Below are 23,105 nucleotides of genomic sequence, written 5' to 3'. Positions count from 1 at the left end.
AGTGAGGAGATAACCGTGGAAGAGCTGACCATGTCCCGGGTCGACGCGGGGTCGTCGACCGCCTACCTCGTCGACGCCGGAGTGGTGAATTGGGTTCTGCTGCAAGAGGGTACCGACCTGACCCTCATCGACGGCGGGTATCCGGGCCAGGCCGACAAGGTGGTCGAGTCGATCGAGCGGATCGGGCGGCGGCCCGAGGATATTCGCGGCGCGCTGCTCACCCACGCCCACGTCGACCACCTCGGCGGGCTGGTGAAACTGCAGCAGCGCTACGGATTCGACGTGTACATGGATCCGGTCGAGGTGGCCCACGCCCGCCGCGACTACCTGCAGCAGGCCAACGCGGCCACCCTGGCGAGCATCCCGCTGCGCAACCTGCCGCTGGTGCTGCGGTGGATGAGCAAGGTGCTGCCGCTGGGCGTGCTCAGCCGCAAGGGCCTGCAGGGGCTGGCATTCGGCGAGACCGGTCCGCTCGACCTCCCTGGCCGTCCGGAACCCGTTGCCGCGCACGGACATACCGACGGCCACAGCGCCTACCTGGTGGCCTCCGGTCAGGCGCTGGTCTCCGGCGACGCCCTCGTCAGCGGCCACGACGTCTCCCGTATCACCGGACCGCAGTGCCTGCACGGCGCATTCCAGCACGACGCCGCCGCCAACCGGCGCGCCGTCGAACACTTCACCACCCTCGACGCCGACACCCTGCTCCCCGGCCACGGCCCGTTCTATCAGGGCAGCGTCGCCGAAGCAGCGGAGCGGGCGCTCACCCTCAAGAACTGATGGTTATCTAGTCACCATGACTGAGACCCCTGATTCGCCTCGCCTGCCGATCCTGCTGCTCAACGGGCCCAACCTGAACACGCTGGGGATGCGGCAGCCGGAGGTGTACGGCACCGACACCCTCGCCGACGTCGTCGAGCTCGCCGAACGCGCCGCCGCCGAACTGGGCTTCGGGGTGCGGGCGCTGCAGACCAACCACGAGGGCGAGATGATCGACGCGATCCACGAGGCGGTCGGCAAGATCAGCGGCATCGTCATCAACCCGGCCGGCTGGACGCACACCTCGGTGGCGCTGGCCGACGCCCTGGTGATCCCCGATGTGCCGATCATGGAGGTGCACATCAGCAATGTGCACAAGCGGGAGAAGTTCCGGCAACACTCCTATGTGTCGCCGATCGCGTCGGGCGTCGTCGCCGGATACGGCATCCGCGGCTACGAGTTCGCGGTGAGGAGACTGGCCGAGCTGGTGAGCTGACGGTGACACTGTCATCTCGCCGGGTTTCGAGACTAATCGGCCAGCGCCTCTTCGCACCTCAACCAGCGGGGGCCAGGTCAGCGGGGCTGACCGGGGAGTAGGGAGCCAGCGACTACGATCACTGTTTGTGCCAGCGCCGACAGTTCGACGAGCAAAGCTCCTCGCCATCGTCACCGGACTCCTCGGCTTCGTGCTCGCACTCGCCACCCCGCTGATGCCGGTGAAGCAGACCAGCGCGGAGATCCACTGGCCGTCGGCGACCGGTCCGGTGACGTCGGTGTCGGCGCCGCTGACCGCCTATGTGCCGATCACGATGTCGGCGACCATCCCGTGTGCGGTGATCGATCACCTCGGGCCCGACGGCACCGTGTTGCTGTCGACGACCCCGAAGGATGCGGAGAAGTCGGCACAGCGCGGCCTGACGGTGCGTAAGACGGGCAGCAGCAACGGGACGTCGATCGAGGTCGTGATCCGCAACGTGCCGATCGTCGCGGCCGCCGTGGCCGATATGCGCGCCCAGGACTGCCGCGCCATCACCGTGCGGGCCACCGCCGACGAGGTGAGCGCCGAGTTCGTCGGCATGAACGGCCCCGACGGCAAACCGCTGGCCGGCACCACCGCCACCCGCGTCTCCCCCACCTATCCGGCCGACGAGCGCCCGCAGGTGACCGGCCTGTTCACCGATCTGACCGGCAGTGTCGCCGACCTGGCCTATGCTCCGCTCAACGGGGTCACGATGACCCGCGCCCTGGATCAGGCCGCCCCCACCGCCGACGACGCCGACGACCTGACCCGGCTCGACGCGCACGTCGTCATCGACTCCCGCTACTCCACCTCGCCCACCCTGCTGAAGCTGCTGGTGCTGCTCATCGGCATCGTCCTCACGCTTGTCTCCCTCGGCGCGCTGGCCACCCTCGACGCCACCGACGGCCGCGGGCACCGGCGGATCTTCCCCGCCCGCTGGTGGCGGCTGCATCCGCGCGACTATGTGGTGATCGGGGCGCTGCTGGTGTGGCACATGATCGGCCCCAACACCTCCGACGACGGTTATCTGCTCACCATGTCGCGGGTGGCGCAGGACAGCGACTACACGGCCAACTATTTCCGCTGGTACGGGGCGCCCGAGGCACCGTTCGGCTGGTACTACGAGGTGTTCGGCTGGCTCAGCAAGATCTCGGTGGCCAGCCCGTGGATGCGGCTGCCCGCACTGGCCTGCGGGATCATCGTGTGGCTGATCGTCAGCCACGAGATCCTGCCGCGCCTGGGCCGGGCCGCGCTGACCCGCCCGGTGGTCGGGTGGACGGCCGCGTTCGTGTTCCTGGCCTCGTGGTTCCCGTTCAACAACGGTCTGCGGCCCGAACCGATCATCTGCCTGGGCGCGCTGCTCACCTGGTGTTCGGTGGAGCGGGCCATCGCCACCGGGCGATTGCTGCCCGCGGCGCTGGCCTGCCTGTTCGGGGCGTTCAGCCTGGCCGCCGGGCCGACCGGTCTGCTGGCGGTGGCGGCGATGATCGCCGGGGCGCGGCCGATCATCACCGCGCTCGTCAAACGGGCCCGTGTCATCACCGGCAGCCCGCAGCCCGACGGCACCGCGGCGGCCGACGCGGACGGCCCGGACACCGAACCCGACGGCAAGGCGACCGGCCGGACGAGCCTGCCCGCCTTCCCCAAACCGGCCGACCTGTGGTCGTACGCGTCGCTGCTCGCACCGATCCTGGCCGCCGGCACGTTCGTGCTGTTCGTGGTGTTCTCCGACCTGACGCTGCGCTCGTTCACCGACTCGTCCACGATGAAGACCGCGCTCGGCCCGTCGATGCACTGGTACGACGAGATCAGCCGCTACACCGCCTTGTTCTCGTATTCGGCCGACGGTTCGCTGGCCCGCCGGTTCGCGGTGCTGGCGATGATCCTGGGGCTGATCGTGTCGGCGGGGGTGCTGATCCGTAAGAACCGGATCCCCGGCACGGCGCTGGGACCGTCGCGGCGCATCGTCGGGATCACCTTCGCGTCGCTGGTGTTCCTGATGTTCACCCCCACCAAGTGGACGCATCACTTCGGGGTGTTCGCCGGGCTGGGCGCGGCGCTGGCGGCGATCGCGGCGATCGCGGCGAGCCATTCGGCGATGCATTCGCGCCGCAACCGCACCCTGTTCGCGGCGTTGGTGCTGTTCGTCGGCGGTTTCTCGTTCGCCTCCCCCAACTCGTACTACTACTACTCGTCGTGGGGTATGCCGTGGGGCTGGGCGCAGACCAAACTCGGCCCGGTGATGCTGCACGAGGCGTTCCTGTACGCGGCGCTGGTGCTGCTGCTGGTCGCGCTGTGGTTCCACTTCCGCGAACCGTTCGTCGGCGTCGACACCCCGCGGCGCCCGCACACCGACGCACCCGAACCCGGCCGGGCCGCGCTGGCCGTGCGGCGGGTGTGGCGTTCGGTGGCAGGCGCCCCGCTTGCCTATCTGGCGCTGGCGATCGTCGTGTTCGAGCTGCTCACCGCTGTGTTCACCGGCATCAACCAGAGCCGGTCATTCTCGGTGCCGCAGTCCAACCTGGCCGCGCTCACCGGCAAGCAGTGCGCGATGGCCGACAAGATCTGGGTGGAAACCGACCCCAACCGGGACATGCTCAAGCCTGTCGACACCACGCTGGAGAACCCCCTCGCGGGCGGTCCCGCGCGCCCGGGTACCGACGCGAGTTACGGGTTCACCCCCGACGGGGTGCCCGAGGAACTGTATTCGGTGGCCTCGTCGGGTTCGCTCGGCGTGCTGGCCGGCAACGCGCAGGCATCCCCCGACGTGCTGCGGTCCAATCCGGGCGGCACCGGCGGCGGGCTCCTCGACACCCCCGGTGTCAACGGCAGCCATACCGCGCTGCCGTTCGGGCTCGACCCTGCCACCACCCCGGTACTGGGCAGCTACTCGGAGACCGATCAGGTTCCGGCCCGCCTCACCACCGGCTGGTACAAGCTTCCCGACGGCTGGCGGGACCGGCCGCTGCTGACGATGTCGGTGGCCGGTGCGTTCGACACACCCGAGGTGATGCTCGAATACTCGACCACCCCGATCACCCCCGGCATCCGCGATGACACCCTCGTCAAGGCCGGCGAGACCACCCTGATCGATCCGGGGCCGCGGCCGTCGTGGCGCAACCTGCGCTACGAGACCGACGACCTGCCCGCCGGCATCACCGCGGTGCGCGTGCACGTCGTCGACGACAACCTGTCCGACGGCCGGTTCGTGGCGCTCACGCCGCCGCGGGTGCCGCAGATGTCGACGCTGCAGCAGATCGTCGGCGACAAGGATCCGGTGCATCTGGACTGGACGTCGGGGCTGGCGTTCCCGTGCCAGCGGCCGTTCACCCATCACGCGGGGGTCGCGGAGATCCCGCAGTGGCGGATCAAGCCGGGCGCCGACCTGGCGGCCGCGGTGTCGGCGTGGCAGAACGCGTTCGGCGGCGGTCCGCTCGGCTGGCTGGAGGTGTCGCAGGAGGCGACGGCGCTGGCCACCTACCTGCCGGGCGACATCGGCCGCGACTGGGGCGCGCTGGAGCGGTACACCCCGTACGACGGGGTGACGCAGCAGGCGGAGATCACCAAGCGGACCGTCACCCGCAGCGGGCTGTGGAGCCCGGCGCCCATGCGGTACTGACGACCCGATCACAGCGGTGCACACCATGCGGCATTGAGCATCGTTGATGTGGCATACGATCAGTCATCGTGTCCACCAGCGTTACGTCCGCCGACCCGGCAGTGTCCCGGCTGCGGCTGATCGCCCTGGTGGCCGGTCTGATCGGCATCGTGGCGTGCGCCCTGACGCCGCTGCTGCCGGTCACCACCACAGAGGCGGCGGTCACCTGGCCGCACGGGCAGAAGCTCGGCCAGAATCCCTCGGTGTCGGCGCCGCTGATCGCGCAGACCCCGCGCACGCTGGACGCCCGCATCCCGTGTGCGCTGCTGGCCGCCGCGCCCGCCACCACGCAGGCGCCGGGCATCCGGGAGACCGCCGGGACCACCGTCACCCGGCCCACGATCGTGCTGTCGACGATGCCCGCCGACGCCCCGAACGCCAAGGGTTCCGGGCTGTTCGTGGTGGCCGCCAAAGACACGGTCACCGTCACCTTCCGCAACAACGTCGCAGCCCGCGCCTCGCGCGCCGACCTGGCACGTTGCAAGGTGTTGCGGATCTGGTCGGCACCCACCGGGCCGGGCGCGCAGTTCGTCGGCGCCGGCCCCGCGACCACCCTCGAACCCGACAAACGGCCCAAGGTCAACGGCATCTACAGCGACCTGGGCACCCGGCAGGTACTCGGGGCCACAGGCCTGCGGGTGAGTGTGGCGGTCGACAACCGGTACGAGAACTCGCCGTCGGTCCTCAAACTGCTGGTGATGGTCGTCGCCGTGCTCGCGGTGCTCGTCGCGTTGTGGGCGTTGTGGGCGCTCGACCGGCACGAACTCGGCGCCCTCGGGTCACGGCCGTCGCTGCGTCGGCTGGTGGCGATGCGGCCCACCGATGCGCTGGTCACCGCGACGCTGCTGGTGTGGACGTTCCTGGGCGCCGGATCGCCGGACGACGGCTACATCCTCAACATGGGCCGCACCGCCGGCAACTTCGGCTACCTGGCCGACTACTACCGCTTCTACGGCATCCCCGAGGCGCCGTTCGACTGGTACTACGCCTTCCTCGGGCACTGGTCGTCGGTGTCGACGTCGCTGCTGTGGATGCATGTGCCGCAGCTCGTCGCCGGTCTGGTGTCGTGGTTCGTGCTGTCGCGGGTGCTGCTGCCCCGGCTGGGATCGGCGATCACCGGCTGGGCGCTGTGGGCGGCGGCGCTGACGTTCACCGCGTTCTGGCTGCCGTTCGCGTCGGGGCTGCGCAGCGAAACCGTCATCGTGCTGGGTTCGCTGCTCACCTGGTGGGCGGCCGAGTCGGCGATCACCACCAGGCGGATGCTGCCCGCCGCACTGGCCGCGCTGACGGCCGGGCTGACGCTGGGTGTGGCGCCGCACGGGGTGATCGGGGTGGCGATCCTGCTGGTGGCCGCGCGCCCGATGCTGCACGTGCTGCTCGCCCGGCGCGACCGGAGCTCCCGGTGGCTGTCGGCGGTGAGCCTGGCCGCACCGCTCGCCGCGGCGGGTGCGCTCGTGGTGGTGGTGATGTTCCGGCAGCAGACCCTGGCCACGATCTACGAGACGGTCAAGGTCCGGTGGAGCGTCGGCCCGGTCATCCCCTGGTACCAGGACTTCATGCGGTACTACTTCGTGACGGTGGCCACCGACGACGCCGCGCTCGCCCGCCGCGTACCGCTGTTGCTGTTACTGGCATGCGTCGTGGTGACTGTCGCGGTGCTGTTGCGCCGCAGCCGGATTCAGGGGCTGGAGAGCGGCCCGGTGTGGCGGCTGATCGGCGGCGTGGGTGTGACGCTGGTGCTGCTGACGTTCACCCCCACCAAATGGACCATCCAGTTCGGGGTGCTTGCCGGGCTCGGCACGGCGCTCGCGGCCACCGCCACCGTCGCAGTGGTGACGGCGGCGCGCAGTTCCACCCGCAACTTGACGGTGTTCATCTCCGGGCTGCTGTTCGCGATGGCGGCCGCGCTCGCCGGCTACAACGCGTGGACCTACGTCTACGACTTCGACATCGCGTGGTTCGACCGGGCACCCCGGATCCTCGGCGTCGACCTGTCGGTGATCGCGCTGGTGCTGGCGGTACTCACCGCCGCGCTGGCCGCGTGGCAGCATCTGCGCCAGGACTATGTGGCGCACAAGGGCATCGCGCACGCCGACGACCAGCCCGGCAGCGGACCCGAACACGCCGATGCGTCCGGTGACCGGCGGCGGCTGCTCGCGGCGTCGTCGCCGATCGCGGTGGTCGCCGCGCTCATCGTGCTCGCCGACGTGGTGGTGTTCGCCAAGGCCGCCATCACCCGCGCCCCCGCGCCGACCGTGCTGTCGGAGCATCTGAACGCGCTGGGCGGCAACAGTTGTGGGCTCGCCGACAAGGTCCTCGTCGAGACCGACCCGAACGAGGGCATGCTGACGCCGGCCGGCGGACTGTCGGCGACGGCGGCGCTGTCGGGTGCGCGGCCGGTCGGATTCACCCCCGACGGGATCCCCGACGACCTGTATCCCGACGGCGAGGTGCGGCGCCCGGGACGGATGAACGTGGACTACACCGTCGCCAAGGCGTTCATCGTCAGCGGCGGTCTGGGCGCGGGCACCACCGGCGGTACCGGACCGAAGACCGTCAACGGATCGACTGCCGCGCTGCCGTTCGGGCTCGACCCGGCGCGCACCCCGGTGCTGGGCAGTTCCGGTTATCGCGGCGAGGCGCGGCTGACCACCGGCTGGTACGAGCTGCCGGCACAGCGCTCGGTGTCGCCGCTGCTCGTGTTCGCCACCGCCGGTGCGGTGTCCACCGTCGACGCCTACGGGGTGCGCAATTTCGGGCAGAAACTGGTGGTGCAGTTCGGCAAGGCTGTATCAGGTGGACACTTCGAGAAGTCGGGTGAGGAGGTGACGCCGATCGATCCGGGTCCGCAGATCATGAACCGGCCGTGGCGCAACCTCCGGATCCCGATGTCGGCGGTGCCCGCCGACGCGACGGTGATGCGATTGTCGTTGCTGGACAACAACCTCGGGCCGAAACAGTTCATCGCGATCACCCCACCGCGGGCCCCGCACCTGCGGACCCTGCAGCAGGTGGTCGGCGAGGACACCCCCACCCTCATCGATTTCAGTGCGGCGGCGCACTTCCCGTGCCAGCGGCCGATGCAGGTGCGGCACGGGGTGGCCGACGTGCCGCGCTGGCGGATCCTGCCCGACTACATCGTCGCCAACTCGCAGTCCAAGACGTGGGAGCGCGGTACCGACGGCGGCCTGCTCGGCATCTCGCAGGCCACCACACAGGCGCAGGCCGTACCCACCTATCTCAAAGACGACTGGGTGCGCGATTGGGGTGCGCTGGAACGGCTGATCCCGTTCGCGCCCGCACCGGGCGCGGCCCGGGTCCGCGCCACCGACATCACACAGTGGGGCTGGTCGCGGACCAGTTCAATCAGGCTGGAGCCGCACACCGATGACGACTGACGCCGCCCCCGAGACCGCTTCCACAGCGCCCGACCGCACCCGCCTATGGCGGATCATCGCTGTGGTCGCCGGCCTGATCGGCGCGCTCCTGGCGATCGCGATGCCGCTGCTGCCGGTGAAACAGACCACCGCCGAACTGAACTGGCCGCAGCGCGATACCGTCGGCAATGTGACGGCGCCGCTGGCGTCGTTCGTGCCGATCGACATGAACCTGACGGTGCCGTGTGCGCTGGCCGCGCGACTGCCCCGCGAGGGTGGCGTGCTGGTGTCGACGATGCCGTCGAAAGGTCAATCCGCCTCGGCGCGTGGACTGTTCGTCCGGGCCACGGCCGACGCGATCACCGTGACCGACCGCGACCTGGTGTTGCTCAGTGCCGATCGTCGTGCCGCGCAGTCGAATCCGGACTGCCGTATCGAGTTCTCCGCCGACGGCACCCGCACCACGGCGAAGTTCGCCGGCCTCACCTCGACGGGTACCGCCGACGACGACGATCCGCGCACCGAGTTCACCCTCGACGACCAGCAGATGCGCCCGCAGATCGTCGGCGTGTACACCGCGCTGCCCGCCGGAACCCCGCGCGACGGGCTGTCGCTGCACGCCACCGTCGACACCCGCTACGTCTCCTCCCCGACCACGCTCAAGTTTGTCGCCATCGTCCTCGGGGTGCTGCTGACACTGTTGTCGCTGGTGGCGCTGCACATGCTCGACAAACAGGACGGCCGCCGCCACCGGCGCTTCCTCCCGGCGGGCTGGTTCACCATCCGCCCGCCCGACGTGGTGGTGGCCGCGATCCTGGCCTTCTGGTGGATCGCGGGCGCCAATACCTCCGACGACGGCTACAACTTCGTCGTCGGCCGCATCACCGCCGACGCCGGGTACGCCGACAACTACTTCCGCTACTTCGGGGTGCCGCAGGACCCGTTCGGGTGGCATTTCCAGGTGATCTCCTGGATGTCGCAGCTCTCGGTGGCCGGGCCGTGGATGCGGCTGCCCGCGTTCGCGCTCGGGCTGCTCGGCTGGTGGCTGATCAGCCGTGAGGTGATCCCACGGCTTGGCCGCACGGTGCGGCATTCGTCGCCGGCGGTGTGGTCGGCGGCATTCGTGTTCCTGGCGATGTGGCTTCCGTACAACAACGGTCTGCGGCCCGAGCCGGCCGAGGCCGTCGGTGCGCTGCTCACCTGGTGCTGTGTGGAACGGGCCATCGCCACCCGCAGGCTGCTGCCGTACGCGGTGGGTGTGGTCACCGCCGCGTTCACCCTGGCGCTGGCCCCGGGCGGGCTGATGGCGGTGGCGGCGCTGCTGGCCGGTATCCGCCCGGTCGTGAAGACCATCGTGGTGCGGCTCGACCCGCGCGAGCGGTGGCTGTCGCCGGCCGCGATGCTCGCCCCCGTCCTCGCCGCGGGCACCGCGGTGCTGTTCCAGGTCTTCGCCGACCAGCCGCTCGGGGTGCTGCTGGAGGGCAACAAGGTGGCCACCGACGTCGGTCCGACGATGGAATGGTGGCAGGAACCGGTCCGCTACTACTGGCTCGACCTGCCCACCGCCGACGGCACCCTCGCCCGCCGGTTCGGGGTGCTCGCGATGATCCTGTGCCTGGTCGTCGTCCTGCTGCGGCTGCTGCGCCGCGAACACCCCAACGGTATCGCCCGCGCCCCCATCTGGCGGCTGGTGGCGGTCACCCTCGGCACCATGTTCCTGATCTCGTTCACCCCCACCAAGTGGACGCACCACTTCGGTGTGTACGCCGGGATCGCCGGGGCGCTCGCCGCGGTGGCCGGTGCGATGATGTCGCCGGCGATCCTGCGGTCGCGGCGCAACCGGACGTTCTTCGCCTCGGCGGTGCTGGTGATCACCGGGATCTCGTTCGCCGGTCCGAACGGCTACTGGTTTGTCGGCAGTTACGGTGTGCCGTGGTGGGATCGGGCGCCGCGGCTGGCCGGTATCGACCTGTACTGGTTCATCCTGGCCGCGGCCATCGCCTGCGCCCTGGCCGGACTGTGGTTCCACTTCCGCGACGACTTCGTCGACGAGCGGACCCGCGCCCGGGGCGGCGACCGCTGGTACTCGAAGCTGAAATTCTCTCCGCTGCCGGTGATCTCGCTCCTGATGGTGTTGTTCATGGTGGCCTCACTCGCCAAGGGCGCCTACGGACAGCGCGAGTCGTGGTCCTGGGCCAAGTCGAATCTCAGTGCGTTCCAAGGCAATCCGTGCGCCCTCGCCGAGGACGTGATGGTGGAGGCCGATCCGAACGCGGCCACGCTCAGCCCCGCCGCCGTCGACGGCAAACCCGCGCCGGGCGCGGCCGCCGCGCTGGCCGGGCGGTCCACCGGGTTCACCCCGAACGGCATCCCCGCAGCGGTGATGATCGATGCCACCGAGAAGGACGAACCCGAGGACGACACCGACGAAACCGGCGGCGCCGGGGACGCGGGCGGCGCCGGCACCGACTCGGTCAGCCCCGACTCCGAGAGCGGCGAAGCCCCGGATCCGGGGTCCGGGGACGCCACGACCACTCCCGCAACGTCCACCGCCGGCCGGGCGCCGGGCATCAACGGTTCGACGGCGCGCCTGCCGTTCGGTCTCGACCCGGCCCGCACCCCCGTCCTGGGCAACGCCACCACGCCGGGCACGTCGTCGCTGACCACCGGCTGGTACCGGCTGCCGGCCCGCTCCGGCGACCGGCCGCTGCTCACCCTCGCCGTCGCCGGTTTCGTCGCCGCCACCGATCCCGTCGGCGCGGCGGTCCCCGGCCGCAAGGTGGTCGCCGAGTTCGGCCGCGTCGGCACGAACGGCGCGGTGGTCCCCATCGCCCGGCTCGCCCCGCTCGACGTCATCGACCCGCCGACGTGGCGCAACCTGCGGTTCCCGCTGGCCGACGCCCCGCCGCGCGCCACCGTCGTGCGCATCGTCGTCGACGAGAAGGCCGCCCCCGGACAGTGGGTGGCGCTCACCCCGCCGCGCGTGCCGAAGCTGGCGACGCTCAACGAGGTGGTCGGCGACACCGATCCGGTGTTCATCGACTGGGTGGTCGGGCTGGTGTTCCCGTGCCAGCGGCCGATGCGCGTCCAGAACGGCATCCTCGAGGTGCCCAAGTGGCGCATCATGCCCGACGCCGAGGCCACCAAGAAGAACAGCCAGACCTGGATGTCGGGCAAGTCGGGCGGACCGCTCGGCATCAGCACCGGCATGCTCACCCCGACCCTCGTGCCCACGTATCTGCGCAACGACTGGGGACGCGACTGGGGCGGCCTGCAACGCTTCACCGAGATCGTGCCCGCCCAACCTGCCGAGCTGCACCTGGGCACCGCCCGCCGCTCCGGCCTGTGGAACCCGGCCCCGATGCGCTCGGTCGGCTACTGAACCAGGACCGCGGCGGTGCCGCTGACGTCTGCGCGGCTCGCACACGTTCGGAAAGTCGCCCCCTCGCCGACCGAGCCTCGAAGCCTCGTGAGATGACATTGTCGTCTTACCGGGTTTCGAGGCTCCTCGCCTAGCGGCTCGTCGCACCTCAACCAGCAAAAGGTCGCCGGTTGAGGTGCGAGGTCGCCCAGCGACCGAGCCTCGAAGCCCCGTGAGATGACATTGTCGTCTCACCAGGTTTCGAGAGATGAACATTGTCGTCTCACCAGGTTTCGAGGCTCCTCGCCTAGCGGCTCGTCGCACCTCGACCGGCCGGGGCTACGTTTCAGTTGGGTACCAGCTGTCCGCGGGACCCGACGTGATTGCGTGTCACTCAGCTGGGCTGACTACGATGCGCGTGTGCCAAGAACGCCGGAAGTGACACCATCGGACGACGTTTCCGCAGGAAAACCCGAGTCCCAATCCCGGTTGTATGCGCTGATCGCGACGATCGCCGGGCTCGTGGCGGTGGCTGCGGGGGTGTTGACGCCGCTGCTGCCGGTGTCGACGGTGACCGCGACCATCACCTGGCCGCAGGGGCAGCAACTCTCGGGGGCGACACCGTCGGTGACCTCGCCGCTGGTCGCTCAGACCGCCCGTGACCTCGACATTCGCATCCCCTGCTCGTTGCTGGCGCAGACCCCGGCCGATGCGTCGACGGTGGTGCTGGCGACGATGCCGCCGACCGCGCCGCGGGCCAAACCGCTCGGACTGGTGGTGACGGCGGGCGCCGAGCGGGTCGATGTGTCGATCCGCAACCAGGTCCCGGCCCGCGCCCCGCGCGCCGACCTGGACAAGTGCCGCGAACTGCACATCTGGGCGAACTCGACCGACACCGGTGCACGGTTCGTGGGCCTCGGCCCGGCCGGGACCACCGATCCGGCGTCGCAGCCGCAGGTCGCGGGGCTGTTCACCGCGCTGTCCACCGCACAGGTCACCGGTGCGCAGGGGCTGGCCGCGCGGATCGTCGTCGACAACCGGTTCGACTCCTCACCGTCGCTCATCAAGTGGCTGGTGATGGTCGTCGGGATCCTCGCCGCGATCGCCGCACTGGTGGCGGTGTGGATGCTCGACCGGATCCACGGCTACCACCGCCGGTTCGCCCGATCGGTCAGCCGGGTGCGGGCGCTGATCCCCACCCCGGTCGACGGGGCAGTCGGGTTCGTGCTGGTGGCGTGGCATTTCCTCGGTGGTGGCACCGCCGACGACGGCTACATCCTCAATATGGGCCGCGACGCCCAGCACACCGGTGTGCTGGCCAACTACTACCGCTACTACGGCAGCCCCGAGGCACCGTTCGACTGGTATTTCAGCTTCCTGTCGCACTGGTCGGAGGTCTCGACGGCCGGTGTCTGGATGCGGCTGCCCGCGCTGGCGGCCGGTCTGCTGAGCTGGCTGCTGCTGAGCCGGGTGCTGTTGCCCCGGCTGGGCCGCACCGTCCGGCATTCGCGGTGGGCGATGCTCACCGGTGCGGCCGTGTTCCTGGCGTTCTGGCTGCCGATGTGTTCGGGGCTGCGCCCGGAACCGATCATCGTCGCCGGCACCCTGCTGACCTGGTGGGCCGTCGAGGTGAGCGTGGTGAGCAGGCGGGTGCTGCCGGCGGCGCTGGCCGGCCTGACCGCGCTGGCGACGCTGGCCGCCGCCCCGCAGGGCATCATCGCGCTCGCGCTGCTGTTCACCGGTGCCCGGCCGATGATCCGCACCCTGGTCCGCCGCCGTGGCGAGGCCGGGCTGCTGCCGCTGCTCGCGCCGATGGCCGCAGGGCTCGCCGCCATCGTCATCGTCGTGTTCCGCGACCAGACCCTGGCCACCGTCGCCGAGGCCGTACGCATCCGGTACGCCGTCGGCCCCACATTGGCCTGGTATCAGGAGTTCCTGCGCTACTACTTCCTGCTGGTGCCCTCGCCCGACGGTTCGCTGGTCCGGCGCACCCCGGTGCTGCTGCTGATCGCGGCGCTGCTGGTGATCCTGGCGATCATGCTGCGGCGCAAACGCATCACCGGCGTCGACTCGGCCGTCGTGTGGCGGCTGGTCGGGGCCACCCTGATCACGATCCTGCTGCTCTCGTTCGTGCCCGCCAAGTGGACCATCCAGTTCGGCGTGTTCGCGGGCTTCGGCACCGCGCTGGCGGCACTGGCGTGCGTGGCCGTCGAACAGGCCGCGCGGCGGACGGTCCGTAACTTCTCGCTGTTCGCGGCGGCGCTGCTGTTCGTGTGTGCGATCGTCGCCGCCGGCCGCAACGCGTGGGCGTGGCCGTACTACTTCGGCATCCCCTGGTTCGACAAGGCCCCGGTGCTGGCCGGCAAGCAGATCTCCACCGCCGTGCTGGTGCTGGCGGTGGCCGCGCTGCTGATCGCGCTGTGGCAGCATCTGCGGATCGACTACGTCGCCGACGCCGGATTCACCCACGACAAGGGGGCGCAACCGGCCCGCTGGAAGGTGGCGGTCGCGTCGTCGCCGATCGCGGTGATCGCCGTCGTCGTGGTGCTGGCCCAGTTGGCGGTGTTCGCGAAGGCCGCGGCGGCGCGGCAGGACACGTTCAGCATCTTCGGCACCAACACGTCGGCGCTGGCCGGCAACACGTGCGGCATGGCCGACGACGTGCTCGTCGAACCCGACCCCAACAAGGGCATGCTCACCCCGGTCGGCACCCGCGACGTGTCCAAGGCGCTGCTCGGCACCGGATCGGTCGGTTTCGAACCCAACGGTGTCGCCGACGAACTCAACGCGAAGGGCGAGATCCAGCGACAGGGCGCCATGCACGCCTCCGGCGACCTGACCACCGGCCTCGTCTCGTACGCGGTCAACCCGGGCACCACCGGCGGCACCGGACCGGTCGGCATCAACGGCAGCACCGCCAAGCTGCCGTTCGGCCTCGACCCGTCGACCACCCCCGTCCTCGGTTCGGCCAACGCGACCGGTGCGGCCAAGCTGACGACCGGCATGTATCAGTTGCCGACGAAACGCTCCGCCGCCAACCCGCTGATCGTGATCTCCGCCGCCGGCGCCATCGCCACCCCCGACCGCGACGGTGTGGTCAGCAACGGCCAGTCGCTGACCGTCGAGTTCGGCAAGAACGAGAACGGGCAGTTCGTGCAGGTCGGGCGTCCCGCCCCGCTGATCGACGTGACCAAGACCAAGGGTCCGTGGCGCAATCTGCGGTTGCCGATGGACCGGGTACCGCCCGCCGCGACGGTGCTGCGCCTCGTCGCCAAGGACAACAACCTGGACTCCACCCAGTGGCTGGCGGTGACCCCGCCCCGGCTGGCCCAGCTGGAGACGCTCGACAAGGTGGTCGGATCGTCGGATCCGACGCTCATCGACTTCCCGGTCGGTGCGGTGTTCGGCTGCCAGCGGCCCATGTCCTCGCACGACGGCGTCAGCGAAACCCCCAAGTGGCGGATCCTGCCCGACACCGTCACCGCCGGTCTGCAGTCGCGGACCTGGATGTCGGTCAACGGTGGCGGCCCGCTCGCCGTGGTGGAGGCGCTGACCACCCCGACGTCGATGGCCACCTACCTGCGCAACGACTGGTATCAGGACTGGGGCGACCTGCAACGGCTCGATCCGCTCGACGACGGTGCGGTGCCCGCCACGGTGAACACCGGCACCGAGTCGACATGGGGCTGGTCGCGTCCGGGAGCTATCCGGGTGGTGGCAGACGATGAATAGGCCCGATGCCCAGCACAATCCAGGCGCAGAGCGTGATTCAGCGAATGACGAGAGGACTTCGCCGGTGAGCGAGGAAACCCCGGAAACCACGGCTGCGGGCGACCGCTGGGAACGGCTCGCGCCCAAGGCGCGCATCGTCGCGGTGATCGCCGGGATCGTCGGTGTGCTGGCCGCGGTGCTCAGCCCGATCTTGCCCGTCGACTACACCAAGGCCGAATTGTCGTGGCCGCAAAACGGTTCCGTTGCCAACGTGGCCGCGCCGACGGTGTCGTTCGTGCCGGTGTCGATGGAACTGTCGGTGCCGTGCTCGCTCGGTGCCAAGCTGCCCAGGTCTGGCGGGGTGCTGTTGTCGACGGTGCCCGAGAAGGGCGAAGAGGCCGCCAAGGTCGGCCTGTTCGTGCGGGTCACCGAGGACTCTCTGCAGGTCACCTCCCGCAACGTGGTGCTGCTCGATGCGCCACGCGCACAGGCACAGTCGACGGCCGGGTGCGTCGTGAAGATCCGTGGCGGCGACGACGGCGTGCACGGTGTCGTCGAGAACATCCCGCCCGCGGAGGACGGTTCGCCGTACACCTTCGACATCGCCGACCCGAACAAGCGGCCGCAGCTGGTCGGTGTGTACACCTCGCTGCCCGCGAACTCGGCTCCCGCAGAGGGTCTGTCGTTCCACGCCGTCCTTGACACCCGGTTCATCTCCACCCCCACCTCACTCAAGTTCTGGGTGCTGGTATTCGGCATCGCCGCCACCGTGCTGTCGATCCTGGCGCTGGCCGTGCTCGACGCCCGTGATGGCCGTGGCCACCGCATCCGGCTGTCCGCAGCCACGTGGCGGCCCCGCTGGGTCGACGGCTTCGTCGGGGCGATCCTGCTGGTGTGGCTGTTCGTCGGCGCCAACACCGCCGACGACGGCTATCAGGTGACGGTGGGCCGGATCGCCAAGGACGCCGGCTACCTGGACAACTACTACCGGTACTTCGGTGCGCCGCAGGATCCGTTCGGCTGGCACTACCACTATCTGTCGCTGTGGATGCAGATCAGCACCGCCACCCCGTGGCTGCGGCTGCTGCCGTTCATTTTCGCGCTCGCCTCGTGGTGGCTGATCTCGAGGTTCGCGATCCCGCGTCTGGGCCGGGCGGTGCGGCAGTCGACGCCCGCGCTGTGGGCGGCGGCTCTGGTGTTCCTGGCGGTGTGGATGCCGTACAACAACGGCCTGCGCGTGGAACCGCTGATCGCACTCGGCGCCCTGTTCACCTGGGTGTGTGTGGAACGGTCCATCGCCACCGGCCGGTTCCTGCCGCTGACCATCGGCATCATGGCCGCCGCGCTGACCCTGACCGCCCACCCCACCGGTGTGATGGCCGCGGTGGCCCTGCTGGCCGGGCTGCGGCCGCTGCTGCGCCGGTTCATGGCGCGCCGCAAGCGAGACGGGATCCTGCCGCTGCTGCTGCCGATCCTCGCCTCCGGTCTGGCGATCCTGTACCTGATCTTCGCCGACCAAGCGCTCGCCCCGATCCTCGAAGGCGTCGGCGTCAACGGCGAAGTCGGGCCCACCAACAAGTGGTGGGAAGAGCCGCTGCGCTACTACATGCTGATGAACCCCACCGCCGACGGGTCGATCGCCCGCCGGTTCGGGATGCTGATCACCTTCGTGTGCGTGATCCTGGTGGTGATCATGCTGCTGAACCGCAAGCGGCTCACCGGCATTGCCACCGCCCCGACGTGGCGGCTGGTGGCGATGGCCCTCGGCTGCACCGCACTGCTGGCGTTCCAGCCCACCAAGTGGACCCACCAGATGGGTATCTACGCCTCCGTCGCCGGTGCACTCGCCGCCGTGGCCACCGCCTGCGCCGACCGCGCCATCATGCGCCGCCGCCGCAACCGCACGCTGTTCGCCGCCGCATGTATGTACGTTCTGGCGGTGGCGTTTTCGGGCCGCAACCAGTGGTGGTACGTCGGCAACTACGGTATGCCGTGGCGCGACAGCACCCCCGAGCTCAAGGGCATCACCTTCGCGACGGTGTTCCTGGCCATCGCGGCAGCGCTGACGATTCTCGGTGTGTGGCAGCACTTCCGGGACGACTACGTAGCCGCAGACCAGCGACGCGGAGCATCGACCGGCGTCTTCTCCCGGCTGCGCAGCCCGTCGTTGATCGCGGTATCTACCGTGATGCTCGCGTTCACCCTGGTCAGTTTCGCCAAGGCCGATATGACACAGCGTCATTCCTGGTCGTGGGGCAAGTCGAATGTCGACGCGCTGCGCGGCAAACCGTGCGCGCTGGCCGAGGCTGTGCTGGTGGAGGACAAACCGAACGACGGGCTGCTGGTCGCGGCGAACGTTGCCGGACAACGCGACCTGACACCCGGCGCGGCGCTGGCCGGCAAGGAGATGACCGGCTTCGATCCGAACGGTGTCGGGGAGGACCTGGCCGCCGACGAGTCCGCGGAAGCCAAGAACGAGGTCGACCGGTCCTCGTCGGATCCGTCGACCGACGCCAACTCGACCGGCACCGGCACCGACACCGGCTCGACGGAAACCGATGGAACCGACGACTCGGCGAGTGGGAACGGGAGTTCGTCCGATACCGCGGGCGGCACCGGGGAACAGGTGGGCGTCAACGGATCCCGGCAGAAGCTGCCGTTCGGACTGTCGCCCCGCAAGACACCGGTCCTCGGTACCTACGGAAGCCCCGGCGGCGCGGGCCATCTCGTGTCGGCGTGGTACCAGATGCCGCAGCGCACCGCCGATCGTCCGCTGATCACCATGTCGGTGGCCGGTCAGGTCGAGTACATCGACGACCTGTCGGTCACGCACAAGGGGCAGACGGTGCGCGTGGAGTACGGCCGGGTCGAGGCCGACGGTTCGGTGACCCCGGTGGGTCAGCGGGTACCGATGGACACCGACTACGCCCCCGAGTGGCGCAACCTGCGGTTCCCGCTCGACCAGGCACCGCCGCGGGCCACCGTGGTGCGGGTCGTCGCCGACGACACCTCCGCCGTGCCCGACCAGTGGCTGGCGATCACCCCTCCGCGCATGTCGACGACGGTGGGACTCACCGAACTCGTCGGCAAGACCGATCCGGTGCTGCTGGACTGGTCTGTGGCACTGGCCTTCCCGTGCCAGCGACCGGCCCGCGCCCGCCACGGCGTGCTGGAGACCCCCGTGTGGCGCATCGCGCCCGACCGGATCGGCGAGGAGATCAACTCGCAGCGCTGGATGGCCGGCGACTACGGCGGCCCGCTCGGCATCATCGAGAACGAACTGTCGCCGACGGTGCTGCCGTCGTACCTGCGTAACGACTGGGCCCGCGACTGGGGTTCGTTGATGCGCCTGGAACCGCTTGTGCCGCAACGCACCGCCGACCTGACCATCAGCACCGACACCCACCACGGCCTGTGGTCACCGGGTCCGATGCGGGCGTCCCGCAACAGCAACTGACACGAGCCGTCACCCTGTCACCCGGCGCTGGTTGAGGTGCGACGAGCCGCTAGGCGAGGAGCCTCGAAACCCGGTAAGACGACATTGTCATCTCACGTGGTTTCGAGGCTCGTCGCTCGCGCTCCTCACACCTCAACCAGCGGAGCCGGTGTCAGCTTGCAAGGAGTTCGTCGATCTGGTTGATCGCGGACGACGCACCTTCGATGACACCCATGTCGAGGACCTGCTGAAGGGCTTCGGCGGTCTCGTACACGCTGGTGAACAGGGCGGTGGTGGTGCCGTCGTTGTCGGTGAACCGGTAGTCGTTGAACGACACCGGCATCGACTCGACTGGTTGCAGATCGTTGGCGGCATCGGCGAAGCCGTCCTTGAATGTGAAACCGTTGGGCTTGTCGATGGAGACCATCTCCCACCAGCCGCCGAACTTCTCCCCTTCCGGGCTGGTCATGTAGTAGGTGACCTTGCCACCGGGGACGAAATTGTGCTCGATGAAGGTCGCCGGGAAAGTGGGTGGGCCCCAGATCTTTTCGAGCTGACGCGGATTGGCGTACACCTCCCAGACCCGGTCGCGCGGGGCGGCGAACTCGGCGGTGATGACGATGGTGCGGGTGTCGATGTCATGGGTGACATTGGTGACGGGCATGGCTACTCCTGAATTGGTGGCGTGTCTGCGAGCAAGAGGTCATCGATGCGTGCGATCCTGCCGCGCCAGACCTGTTCGAGGTCGGCGAGCATGCTCGATACCGCACGTACCGCTTCGACGTCGCCGGATGCGAGTTGCTCACGGCCACTGCGTCTTTTGGTGATCAGACCAGCCCGTTCAAGCACGGCAACGTGTTTTTGTACCGCGGCGAAGCTCATGTCGTAGTTCGCCGCGAGCGCCGACACCGAATGCTCCCCGGTCAGCACCCTGCGCAGTATGTCTCTGCGGGTGCGATCGGACAACGCGTGGAACAGGGCATCCACTCTGTCCTCATCGGTCTCGGTCACGACTCCAATATACAACCATATGGTTGTACGTTGTCAAGGGCTGGTCGCAGAATCTTTCATTCGACCCGGATTACCCTGCACCACAAACGAATCAGAACCCTGATGCCACTTGGCGACATCTGGGTTCCGATGACATGATGCGGACCGGTTCCGAGCGTTACTGAGTGGCCGATGGACCGAGAGGCGTCGGAGGGCCGTCGTTCTCATCGAAACGCCACTTCGCGATTCGGCCGGTGATCTCGCCGAACGGGACCTCCACAAGGGAGACCACCATGCGCATTCTGCGGTAAGCGGGGACCGTTTCATCCCCCGGCGAATCGGTTAAGGCGCCACTGTTCTCCACCTGCTCGACGCTACCGCCACACCATCCAGTACTAACGGGTATTGATGCGAGTGTCGGCAGGAGCCCGAACCTCCGAGAACCTTCGGCTTCCGGTTCAGGCCCTACCGACGGTCAGGACGAAAGACAATGCGGGGTGGGGCGGTCGAGGATCGGGCCCGTTCGAAGGCGTCGACGAGGCCGTCGAAACCGACGATCTCACCAACGAGCGGGCCGGTGTCGACGGTGCCGTCGGTGACCAGATCACACATCTCGAACCAGTCCGCCGGGTCGGGACCACCACCGAACTGCAGGTTGATTCCCTTGAGATGGGCGGTATTCGAGGGAATCGTGTCGCTGGCCGCGCCGCCCGCGCTGAACACACGGGTACCTATCGGGCATTGTTCGATGATGTCGGCCAGGATGCCTTCCCTACCGACACACTCGTAGACCGCGCAGGTGGACAGACCAAACAGGCGCACCCGGTCGACTACGTCCTCCTCGGTGCCCCATGCTGTCCGCCGCCACGCCGTAAATGGTTGTTCGACAGCTGAATCCACCGCAACGTCGGCACCCAGACGCTGCGCCAGCGCACGTCTGTCGGCGCTGAAGTCCGCGACCACCACGTGCGGCACGCCGCGCTGTTTGAGAGCGATGACCACCGATAGACCGATGGCGCCCAGCCCGATGACCAGTGGCACCGCGTTCTCGTCGGCGACCCCGATCCGCGTGTAGTACCAGCCGACGGCCATCGCGTCGATGAGAGCAAGATTTTCCGGCGGAACGGATTCCGGCACCGGGCGGGCGAAACCCTCGGACACGAGGAAGTACTCGCCGAAGCCGCCGGGGGCGTCGGGTGCCATGCCGATGATCCGCAGACCGTCGGGGGTGAACAGCGCCGGGGTGGCGGTTATCCGGGTGCCGACCGGCCATGCACGGGCCGTGTCGGGTCCGTATTCGACTATCTCCCCGCAGTATTCGTGGCCCATCACGACATCGTCGTGGGGTGCGTGGATCTGCATCCGGGACCGGTCGGCGCGGACCACCTCGGGGTGGTCCATGTAGTGATGATCGGAGGCACATATCGCGCAGGCCAGCGTGCGGACCAGGATCTGGCCCGATCCCGGTGCCGGGCGGGCGACCTCGCGAATGGCCAGCGTGCCCTCTTTCAGGCTCATCGCCTTCATCGTCGTCATGATCGGGCCTTCCCTGGTCGCAGGATGTCGTAACTGGGATCGCTGCCGTCACGGGTACCGGATGGTTCCATCATCGGACGCTCCACGACACGGGTCTCGTCGAGGGTGTGCAGGTAGCGGCGGTGCGAGATCCGCCAGATACCGTCGATGCGCTGCCACTCATCAAGGTAGCGACCCTGGGTGACGGTGTCGGTCGCCAACGCGTCGGCACCGGTGAATCGCAGTCGCGCAAGGACATACGACTCGCTGCCGGCGATGTCACCTGAGACCGTGATGGAGATCGAACCGATCAGGTGACTGTGCGCGGACATCGGCGGATGCACCTGCCCGATGAAGTCGGCGAACTCGTGCCCGGTTCCGGTGAACATGGTTCCGTAGTCGGCGATCGCGCCGGGATGGAATACCGACCGGATCAGGTCGAGGTCGATGCGGTCGACGCCGCGGCAGTAGGCCGACAACTGTTCGGTGATCGCCTGTTTGTCGAGGAGTTCACGGATCTGGCCCGAGGGAATGTCACCGGTCACGACGCCACCGCCGGAGCCGTATTCAGCACAGGCATTCCGGTTGGCATCTGGAACACGCAGAGCGTGTCCGCTGTCGTGCGGTTGGTCATGTGCTCTTCCTCGCATACGGCCGGTGGGCATCGGTGTGTGCGGCACCACAATCCGATGCCACCGACAAAAATAGACATGTGTCTTGTCATGCGTCAAGTAATTGGCCTATCGTCCTCGCATGCGAGCAAAGAAGCTGGTGATCGGAGCTAGCGGATTCCTCGGCGGACACGTCGTGCGACTCCTCGCCGACGACGGCCATGACGTGCGAGCCCTGCTGCGGCCGTCGAGCTCGACCCGATCCGTTGACGGTCTGCCGGTCGAGGTGGTGCACGGCGACATCTTCGACGACGAGTCGATCCGCCGGGCGATGACCGGCTGCGACGAGGTGTACTACTGTGTGGTCGACGCCCGGCCATGGCTGCGCGATCCGGCACCCCTGTGGCGCACCAATGTGGACGGTCTCCGGCAGGTGCTCGACGTCGCGATCACCTTTCCGCAGGTGGGCAAGTTCGTGTTCACCAGTTCGATGGCGACGATCGGTATCGCCGAATCCGGTCTCGCAACCGAAGTGGTGCACCATAATTGGTCCGACAAAGGTGGCGAGTACGTCGCCGCCCGGGTGGCCGCCGAGAATCTGGTGCTGGACTACCATCGCGAGCACGGACTGCCCGCGGTCGCGATGTGCGTGGCCAATACCTACGGACCCGGCGACTGGCTGCCCACTCCACATGGCCGGCTGCTGTCGGACACACTGACCGGTGCGATGCCGTTCTATATCCGGGGTGTGGCATCGGAGGTCGTCGGGGTGCGGGATGCGGCTCGCGCGCTGATACTGGCCGGTGAGCGGGGACGGCCCGGTGAACGGTACATCGTTGCCGAACGATTCCTGAGTGCCCGCGAGATCAACGACATCGCCTGCACGGCGATCGGCAGGAGGCCGCCGGCGCTGGGCGTGCCACGACAGGTGATGTCGGCGGCCGGTGCGGTCGGTGAGGTGTTCGCGCGGCTGCGGCGGCGCGACAACGGCCGGCTCACCAGACAGACCGCCCGGCTCATGCACGTGATCCCGAGACTGGACCATGGGAAGGCCGTTCGTGAACTCGGCTGGCAGCCCACCCCGGCACCGGAGGTTCTGCGGGAGGCCGCCATCTGGTTCGACGAGCAGGCCCGGCTCCGACGAGAGGCGAAACGCCGTGCCGAGTAGTG

General features: G+C 68.8%; 12 protein-coding genes. 8 read left to right on the top strand and 4 right to left on the bottom strand.

Annotated features, from left to right (window positions below; translation table 11 throughout):
* Nucleotides 1-30: 30 nt before the first annotated feature.
* The 7 genes from GOAMR_RS05315 to GOAMR_RS05285 all read left to right on the top strand — a co-directional run bounded on the left by GOAMR_RS05315 (nt 31) and on the right by GOAMR_RS05285 (nt 18,840).
* Nucleotides 31-777: an MBL fold metallo-hydrolase gene (locus GOAMR_RS05315; protein ID WP_050942608.1), complete on the top strand. Its 747-nt coding sequence runs from the start codon at nt 31-33 to the stop codon at nt 775-777.
* Between the two features lie 16 nt (nt 778-793).
* Nucleotides 794-1,252: a type II 3-dehydroquinate dehydratase gene (gene aroQ, locus GOAMR_RS05310; RefSeq protein ID WP_005183713.1), complete on the top strand. Its 459-nt coding sequence runs from the start codon at nt 794-796 to the stop codon at nt 1,250-1,252.
* A gap of 127 nt (nt 1,253-1,379) precedes the next feature.
* Nucleotides 1,380-4,895 carry an arabinosyltransferase domain-containing protein gene (locus GOAMR_RS05305; protein ID WP_040514456.1) on the top strand — a complete coding sequence of 1,172 codons (3,516 nt, stop codon included), beginning with the start codon at nt 1,380-1,382 and terminating at the stop codon, nt 4,893-4,895.
* Between the two features lie 68 nt (nt 4,896-4,963).
* Nucleotides 4,964-8,332 carry an arabinosyltransferase domain-containing protein gene (locus GOAMR_RS05300; RefSeq protein ID WP_005183704.1) on the top strand — a complete coding sequence of 1,123 codons (3,369 nt, stop codon included), beginning with the start codon at nt 4,964-4,966 and terminating at the stop codon, nt 8,330-8,332.
* Nucleotides 8,322-11,693: an arabinosyltransferase domain-containing protein gene (locus GOAMR_RS05295; protein ID WP_005183702.1), complete on the top strand. Its 3,372-nt coding sequence runs from the start codon at nt 8,322-8,324 to the stop codon at nt 11,691-11,693. Before GOAMR_RS05300 ends, GOAMR_RS05295 begins: the two co-directional genes overlap by 11 nt.
* A 417-nt stretch (nt 11,694-12,110) precedes the next feature.
* Entirely contained in the window at nt 12,111-15,404 is a 3,294-nt protein-coding gene (locus GOAMR_RS05290) for an arabinosyltransferase domain-containing protein (protein WP_005183700.1), read from the top strand.
* Between the two features lie 64 nt (nt 15,405-15,468).
* Nucleotides 15,469-18,840 (top strand): arabinosyltransferase domain-containing protein, encoded by a 3,372-nt coding sequence (locus tag GOAMR_RS05285; RefSeq protein WP_005183696.1) that lies wholly within the window; start codon nt 15,469-15,471, stop codon nt 18,838-18,840.
* A gap of 151 nt (nt 18,841-18,991) precedes the next feature.
* On the opposite strand, the gene GOAMR_RS05280 is transcribed toward GOAMR_RS05285, so the two are convergent.
* The 4 genes from GOAMR_RS05280 to GOAMR_RS05265 all read right to left on the bottom strand — a co-directional run bounded on the left by GOAMR_RS05280 (nt 18,992) and on the right by GOAMR_RS05265 (nt 21,869).
* Complete coding sequence (locus GOAMR_RS05280) at nt 18,992-19,483, bottom strand: SRPBCC family protein (RefSeq protein WP_005183694.1); 492 nt, start codon at nt 19,481-19,483, stop codon at nt 18,992-18,994.
* A gap of 2 nt (nt 19,484-19,485) precedes the next feature.
* Nucleotides 19,486-19,830: an ArsR/SmtB family transcription factor gene (locus GOAMR_RS05275; protein WP_005183691.1), complete on the bottom strand. Its 345-nt coding sequence runs from the start codon at nt 19,828-19,830 to the stop codon at nt 19,486-19,488.
* Nucleotides 19,831-20,274: 444 nt separating this feature from the next.
* Complete coding sequence (locus GOAMR_RS05270) at nt 20,275-21,345, bottom strand: alcohol dehydrogenase catalytic domain-containing protein (RefSeq protein ID WP_005183688.1); 1,071 nt, start codon at nt 21,343-21,345, stop codon at nt 20,275-20,277.
* Nucleotides 21,342-21,869 carry a nuclear transport factor 2 family protein gene (locus GOAMR_RS05265; protein ID WP_005183684.1) on the bottom strand — a complete coding sequence of 176 codons (528 nt, stop codon included), beginning with the start codon at nt 21,867-21,869 and terminating at the stop codon, nt 21,342-21,344. The genes GOAMR_RS05270 and GOAMR_RS05265 overlap by 4 nt, the downstream gene beginning before the upstream one ends.
* Before the next feature lie 208 nt (nt 21,870-22,077).
* On the opposite strand from GOAMR_RS05265, the gene GOAMR_RS05260 reads away from it, so the two are divergent.
* Entirely contained in the window at nt 22,078-23,103 is a 1,026-nt protein-coding gene (locus GOAMR_RS05260) for an NAD-dependent epimerase/dehydratase family protein (protein WP_040514452.1), read from the top strand.
* Nucleotides 23,104-23,105 lie beyond the last annotated feature (2 nt).

The organism is Gordonia amarae NBRC 15530 (genome assembly GCF_000241345.1).
Taxonomy (GTDB): domain Bacteria; phylum Actinomycetota; class Actinomycetes; order Mycobacteriales; family Mycobacteriaceae; genus Gordonia; species Gordonia amarae.
This window is presented reverse-complemented; position numbering and strand designations above follow the sequence as displayed.

What these genes read in the sequence shown, in the direction of transcription:
- GOAMR_RS05280 (WP_005183694.1), bottom strand. Translation starts at nt 19,483, where the DNA reads ATGCCCGTCACCAATGTCACCCATGACATCGACACCCGCACCATCGTC.
- GOAMR_RS05270 (WP_005183688.1), bottom strand. Translation starts at nt 21,345, where the DNA reads ATGACGACGATGAAGGCGATGAGCCTGAAAGAGGGCACGCTGGCCATT.
- GOAMR_RS05315 (WP_050942608.1), top strand. Translation starts at nt 31, where the DNA reads ATGTCCCGGGTCGACGCGGGGTCGTCGACCGCCTACCTCGTCGACGCC.
- aroQ (WP_005183713.1), top strand. Translation starts at nt 794, where the DNA reads ATGACTGAGACCCCTGATTCGCCTCGCCTGCCGATCCTGCTGCTCAAC.
- GOAMR_RS05295 (WP_005183702.1), top strand. Translation starts at nt 8,322, where the DNA reads ATGACGACTGACGCCGCCCCCGAGACCGCTTCCACAGCGCCCGACCGC.
- GOAMR_RS05260 (WP_040514452.1), top strand. Translation starts at nt 22,078, where the DNA reads ATGCGAGCAAAGAAGCTGGTGATCGGAGCTAGCGGATTCCTCGGCGGA.